This window comes from Sulfitobacter sediminis (genome assembly GCF_040811725.1).
Classification (GTDB): Bacteria; Pseudomonadota; Alphaproteobacteria; order Rhodobacterales; family Rhodobacteraceae; genus Sulfitobacter; species Sulfitobacter sediminis.
Genome location: NZ_JBFNXX010000057.1, coordinates 1 through 6,361, shown reverse-complemented (window position 1 = coordinate 6,361; position 6,361 = coordinate 1). Strand labels below are relative to the sequence as shown.

The window sequence follows — 6,361 nt, the reverse complement described above, 5'->3', positions numbered from 1 at the left end:
CCGGTGTGAAGAGCCGGGCAGAAACCGTTCGACAATCAATTCAAACGAAATCCCCGGTCGACTTTTTCAACAGCATCCGGACGAAGCCGCCATCTACCGCGCTCGGCCGCTAACATTATCCTAGCCCTGCTTTGCCGCGTTGAAAGAGGACGCCAGCGCTGTAGACTGGAAATGTTCCAAACCAGCCTGAGCGCCCAAATGAATCTGACAAGAAAACTCGCTGCAGTACTCGCCGCAGACGTGGTAAACTACTCCGGTCAGATGAAGTCCGACGAAGCCGGGACGCTCACGGCGCTTCGATTTCTGCGAAAGGACATATTCGAGCCGCTGGTCAGGGAACATCGAGGAAATATCATCAAACGCATGGGTGATGGCTGGCTTGTGGAGTTTGCCTCCGTTTCCGATGCGGTCCGCTGTGCCTTCGATGTCCAGACCGCTGCACTGAGGCAATCCGCCCTTCAATTACGTATGGGCGTGCATCTAGGAGACATCGCCTTTGAAGACGACGACCTGTTCGGGGACGGTGTCAATCTGGCCGCGCGGCTTCAGACTCTGGCGGACCCGGGTACGGTTTTGATCTCGGACGTCGTCCAAAGGAGCATCGACGAACGTCTGTCAGAAGTCTTCCGGACGGCCGGAGATCGAAAACTAAAAAACGTCAAGGCCCCTGTCTCGGTCTTCCAGTGGGCACCGCCGGAAGCGCCTCCTCCGCGCGTCGCACCGCAGTCCCATTCACAGTCTCTCTTGATTGGGGTCCTGCCCTTTGACAGCCTCTCTTCCGATCCGGATCAGGAATTTTTCGCCGACGGCATTACCGAAGAGATCATCACGACCCTCTCGAAGCTGCCAAACCTGCTCGTCGTCGCGCGCAACTCCACCTTTGTCTACAAGGGCCGGTCGGTGGACATCAAACAGGTGGGGCTGGAGCAAGGTCTCGATCTCGTTTTGGAAGGCAGCGTCCGCAAAAACCGCGACCGCGTGAGGATCACGGCCCAGTTGATCGACGCCAAGACAGGGATGCATCTCTGGGCTGACCGATTTGATCGGCTCATTGAGGACGTCTTCGAAGTTCAGGACGAAATTGCTCTGAGGATTGCGACTGAGTTGCAGGTCGAGTTGCTCGAAGGTGAGATGGCCCGGTTCCGGGGGTCAGGCACGAAAAATCTGGAAGCCTGGTCCTCACAGCTCAAGGCTATCGAGAGTTGCAGGAAGGTCACCAAGGAAAGCTTTGGCGAGGCCCGTCGCCACGCGGAGCGTGCCATTGCCCTCGACCCGACCTACTCAGCGCCCCTCTGCACCTTGGGTTTTATCTGTACCGTGGAGGCGCGGCATGGGTTCAGCGAAGATCGCGAAGCGGCACTTGCACAAGCACGGGAATGCGCGCGCCGCGCCCTGGAGATCGACAGCTACAACCCTGAAGCCCACGCAGTTGAAGGGTTCGCCGATGCAATCGACGGCAACCTTGATGACGCTATCACGAAATTCGACAGGGCGCTCGCCCTTAACCCGAACCATGCCGACGTCGCCGCGCGGTTGTCGCTGACGCTGGCCTTTAACGGGCAAACTGCCGACGCGATCCGGGTCGCACAGCAAGCGATCACACTCAATCCTCACTACCCGGGATGGTACGCAGGTGTCCTTGGCTTCGCTAAGCGTCTGGATGGCAAGTATGAGGAAGCGATAGAGGCTTTCAGGGAATACAGTGAAATGGTCGAAGGGTTCGGCCACCTCGACCTGGCGATTGTCTACATGGAAATGGGTGAAGTCGAAGCCGCCCGGAAAGCGGCACAGACCGTTTTGAAGTTTCGTCCAGACTTCAAAGTTTCAACCTGGAAAAAGACGCAGCTCTATTCATTAAAACGGAGGTTGGAGTTGGACTGCGACTGCCTGCGAAAAGCAGGCCTGCCTGATTGATTATTCCTTCTGGCCTGCAGGGGCTCCAGAAATCTCGGTCAAAGCGCCCTCAGGAGCTCTTGGCGTAATGGGCTCCCTACCGTCATTAGCGGCACCTTGCACTGATGTCAGCTGAGCGGGATATATCCGGCATCCGCGTTCAACGCCGCGAACTTAAAGCACGCTGCCGTACCTGCTAATTTTGGGGCTAATCAATTAGAAAAAGCCAATGCGCGTTCTAGCCCATCTATCAGCCGAGCATTATCCTTTGCGTTCTTGTAGAGACTGACCTTACCAGATTTCAGAGAAGCAAGAAAATCGGGAGCGAAGCTGGCCAAGAAGTCGCGGTGCTCACGGGCCTCGTCCATATCCTTGGTAAGCCCGCAGGTGGCGACCATGAGTGCACGTCGAATTGGAGCTCGGGGGTGCATTTGGATTGCTAGTCGAGCCCATTTCTGCGTCTCGGCATCATCTTCTTTGGAAAAACTCGCTTGCGCTAGCGCGAGGTAGGCAATGCCGATGAAGGAGTCGCGTTCGCGCGGACTTAGGCGTAGGCCAAGTTTCGCGTGTTTGGTTGCTTCGTCCGAATACCCGTCAAGTGACTCCGCCCAAGCCAAAAGAAAGAAGCCGTAGGCATAATTGGGATTCAGTTCCACTGCACGCCTCAGGTCGCCAAGCCCTTCATCTCTGTTGCCGGAGAAGTGTTGGATGGTTCCGCGCATCGCATAGGCCCTGGGGTCGTTCGTGCCAATATCGAAGAGTTGCTCGATACAGGTGTTTGCCTCCACCAATGCCCCGTCCGGATTATCACCCCAGCGAAACAAGAAAATGTAGAGAAACGCCTGGGCTCTTACTGCATAGGCGAGGGCACAGCGGCGATCCCTCTCTATCGCCGATGCTGCTGTTTCGGATGCCTCGGTAAGCAATTCATAGCTGCCAAGTCGAAGTGCTTCATAGGCTTCGGCGAAAGCCTTAAGCGCCAAGTCATAGGACGAAAAATCTATGTCTCGACCACTTAGAACACGTCCGATTTCGGCATGTTCGATCTGAGGGATGATCGAAGCTACGATGCCGCGGGTTATCTCCTCTTGTACTTCAAAGATATCCTCGAGATCACGGTCGTACCTCTCGGCCCAAAGATGACTCCCAGTCGTTGCTTCTATCAGCTGCGCGGTAACGCGGATACGATTTCCAGCTCGACGAACCGAACCTTCAACGACGAAGCGCACGCCGAGATCGCGGCTGACCCCGCGGATGTCTACCGCCCGCCCCTTGTACGCGAAAGTGGAGTTTCGGGCGATGACCATTAGTTCCGGAAATCTAGAGAGTTCGGTGATAATGTCCTCAGTGATACCATCGGCGAAATAGGTCTGCTCAGCGTCCCCGGACATGTTGTCAAAAGGGAGTACTGCAACGGACGGTGTCTCGGGAATATCTGGCTTGGCGCCAGTCAGTGCCTCTAGCACGTTGTCGCCCGGCATACCGAAATCAACCTTGTGAGCGTGCACCAGCCCGGGAATGTTTTTGAGCGTGAATTTCCCCAAGTCGAGAAAGCTAAGGTCAGTTTTCGCTCGAACTTGCTGGAAGACTGCATCTGAGAGAGTAACGCCGCCGGGATCCGCTTCGCTTTCCAACCGAGCGGCTACGTTGACGCCGTCGCCATACACGTCGCCTTCGTCGAGGATCACGTCTCCGAGATGGAGGCCGATGCGAAAGGCAATGCGGTCCTCAGGGGATGAAGCTGTCTCAATGGAAGTGATCGACCGTTGGACACTAGCGGCAGCCTCGACCGCGTCTACCACGGAGTTGAAAACTACCAACATGCCGTCGCCAGTAAGCTTGATGATCTTTCCGCCAGCTTCAGCAATGTTCGGATCGATAATTTCGCGCCTGAGCCGCTTTAGCCTTCTGAGTGTTCCTGCTTCGTCGATCGCCATCAGCCGTGAGTAACCAACCATATCGCCGCAAAGGATGGCTGCAAGTTGACGATGCATAAAGAACCTCCCTGTCAAGAAACGATGGCTGAGCGAGATTGTCGTTTCCATAGATCATCGCACACTCCAGAGAAAATGTCCTTATTAGCAGCCGCGCAGAGGCTTAGTTCAGGGCTGGATTGGGCTCCCGACTGTCATTCGCCGCGACATGCATAGATGTCAGCTCAAGCCATCTCTGCAACCGGGGGCTTTATTGCGGGGGGAAGGGGGCAAACATACCCCTTGGGTCCGACCCGACGCGCCAGATCTTCTTTCGCACGCGCGCGCAATTCGGGGTCGACCATGGCATCTGCGCCTGTTGCCGCCATGACAGCCGCTGCATGAACCATTCCTTTGATCGCAGGCTGGCTCTTTCCCTGCGCCACGGCCTGCCAGCTGTGCAGTTGCGTGCCGATCGCGTGGTTGGCGCCCCACATCTGTACCGTCGGAACGACCCAGCTGACATCGGCAACATCGGTCGAGCCGCCCAGCGGCATCGGCGGTATCGAAGCCGGAACAATGAAATCCGCCAAAGGCTTTCGAACGTCTTCGACGAGGCCACGGGCCCGGTATGTCTGCTGAATGTCTTGCTCGCTGAGTGTCGCCTGGAAGCGTGTCGCATAGGCCAGGTCCACCTCGGAAAAGGGCGGTGGACCCAGTCGTTCCAGATTATTCTGCATCGCCTCACCAAGCGGTTCGTTGTAAATCAGGTTCGATACCGCCGCGAGGATCTGGTGGGACATGGTCGTCTCGGTCATCATCGCGGCCCCGGTGCCCACTTTACGCACCCGCTCGAGCAGTTCCAGCATTTCAGGTGCCGTTCCGGCCCGCACGACATACCGGACTTTCGCGTAGGCCTGGACCACGTTCGGGGAAATACCGCCGCCATGGATCATCGCATAATGAATGCGCGCTTCATCGGGAATATGCTCGCGCAGGTAGTTTACGCCGACATTCATCAGTTCCACAGCGTCGAGCGCACTGCGGCCAAGATGCGGTGCTGCCGCCGCATGGGAGGCACGGCCTTCGAATGTGAAATCCACGCGGGCATTTGCAAGCGAGCTGCCTTTGACGATGCCAGGGATGTCGCCCGGATGCCAGGTTATGGCGATATCGACATCGTCGAATGCGCCTTCACGCACCATGAATGTCTTCGCCGCTCCGCCTTCCTCTGCAGGGCAGCCGTAGTAGCGCACGCGCCCAGGCGTTCCGGTCTCTTCAAGCCAGTTCTTGACGGCCACGGCCGACAGCATCGCTGCCGAGCCAAGCAGGTTATGTCCGCAACCGTGTCCGTTTGCGCCTTCGACCAGAGGGTCCTGTTTGAGGACGTCGGCCTTCTGGCTGAGGCCCGCCAAAGCATCGTATTCGCCCAGAAACGCGATGACCGGACCGCCGCTTCCGGCCTCGCCGATCACGGCCGTTGCGATGTCAGCGACGTTTTCCTGTACCCGGAAACCCTGGAACGTCAGCTCTTCAAGATGTGCCGCGGCCGATTTTGTTTCGGCATAACAGGTCTCAGGCGTCTCCCAAACCCTGTCGCTCAATGTCTTGAACCGTTGCTTTGCTGCGTCGACGTAGGCCCACAACTGATGCTCGTTCATTGCTTTGGCTCCTGGTTGGAATGAGAAGGCGGTTCAGATTTTGAAGTAGCCCATCGGACAAATGCTAATGCCATTTGGAGCAATCCACAATCTGATGCGGGGCGCTTCAGGTTCTGGTCTGAGCGAGCACGCCAAAATGCCAACGCTCGATCACAGATAGTTTTGGTATCTGCACAAAAGTGCTCTTAGCGATGAGGCGCTTTTTTTTTTGTTCGACGGCCTGCTACCACTGAGGGCAATGATCTGAACGAACGATATGTCTTGTGCATGCCTCGAAGAATAGCCGCAATTCTTTGCCTGGACGTGGTGGGCTACACGGCCCGAATGAGGGACGACCCCGAGGGAACCCTGCGGGATCTGCAACGCATTCTGGATCAGGTCGTACGCCCCGCGGTAAGGGATCATTCAGGCCAGATCTTCAAACTTCTGGGTGATGGCGCGCTGGTGGAGTTTCACACCGCGACGATGGCCATCTCGGCGACACATGAAATATTGCAACGCCTCCGCGGTGATCCCGTCCGCCTACGCGCGGGGGTGCATGTTGGCGACGTCACAGAGCAAGGTGGAGACATCTTTGGCGAAGCCGTGAACATGGCCGCGCGCCTTCAGGCATTGGCTGAACCTGGCGGTGGCCTGGTAAGCAAGACGGCGACAGAAGTTGCCGGGAAATCTGCCGACATCGCACTCAAGCCAGAAAGTTCGGTAAGGTTGAAGGGGTTTGACGCTCCCGTCGATGCCTATTCCATCGATCTGGAAGGGACACAGCGACAAGCAAGACTTGCCCGTATGGCAGCCTCGCAAGAAATTCGGTTTACCAGGGCTTTGTTGCACAAATCCCGCTAGGGATTCATCTCGCGAATCCAGCATGATAGCTGGAGGGCATGAGCAGTTGGG

The 6,361-nt window shown here is 56.9% G+C and carries 4 protein-coding genes; 2 read left to right on the top strand and 2 right to left on the bottom strand.

Annotated features, from left to right (window positions below):
- Positions 1–171: 171 nt before the first annotated feature.
- On the top strand, positions 172–1,914 hold the full coding sequence (locus AB2B41_RS22785) for an adenylate/guanylate cyclase domain-containing protein (RefSeq protein ID WP_367880124.1): 1,743 nt from the start codon (positions 172–174) through the stop codon (positions 1,912–1,914).
- A 191-nt stretch (positions 1,915–2,105) separates the two neighbouring features.
- Here AB2B41_RS22785 and AB2B41_RS22780 read toward each other — a convergent pair whose 3' ends face one another.
- Positions 2,106–3,938 (bottom strand): adenylate/guanylate cyclase domain-containing protein, encoded by a 1,833-nt coding sequence (locus AB2B41_RS22780; RefSeq protein ID WP_367880123.1) that lies wholly within the window; start codon positions 3,936–3,938, stop codon positions 2,106–2,108.
- Positions 3,939–4,051: 113 nt separating this feature from the next.
- The gene (locus AB2B41_RS22775; RefSeq protein ID WP_367880122.1) at positions 4,052–5,467 is read right to left on the bottom strand and encodes a M20 family metallopeptidase; all 1,416 of its coding nucleotides are present in this window, start codon (positions 5,465–5,467) and stop codon (positions 4,052–4,054) included.
- Between the two features lie 324 nt (positions 5,468–5,791).
- Here AB2B41_RS22775 and AB2B41_RS22770 point away from each other — a divergent pair, with 324 nt between their 5' ends.
- A complete protein-coding gene (locus AB2B41_RS22770) occupies positions 5,792–6,310 on the top strand; it encodes an adenylate/guanylate cyclase domain-containing protein (protein ID WP_367880121.1) in 519 nt (172 codons plus the stop codon).
- The last annotated feature ends 51 nt before the right edge of the window (positions 6,311–6,361 follow it).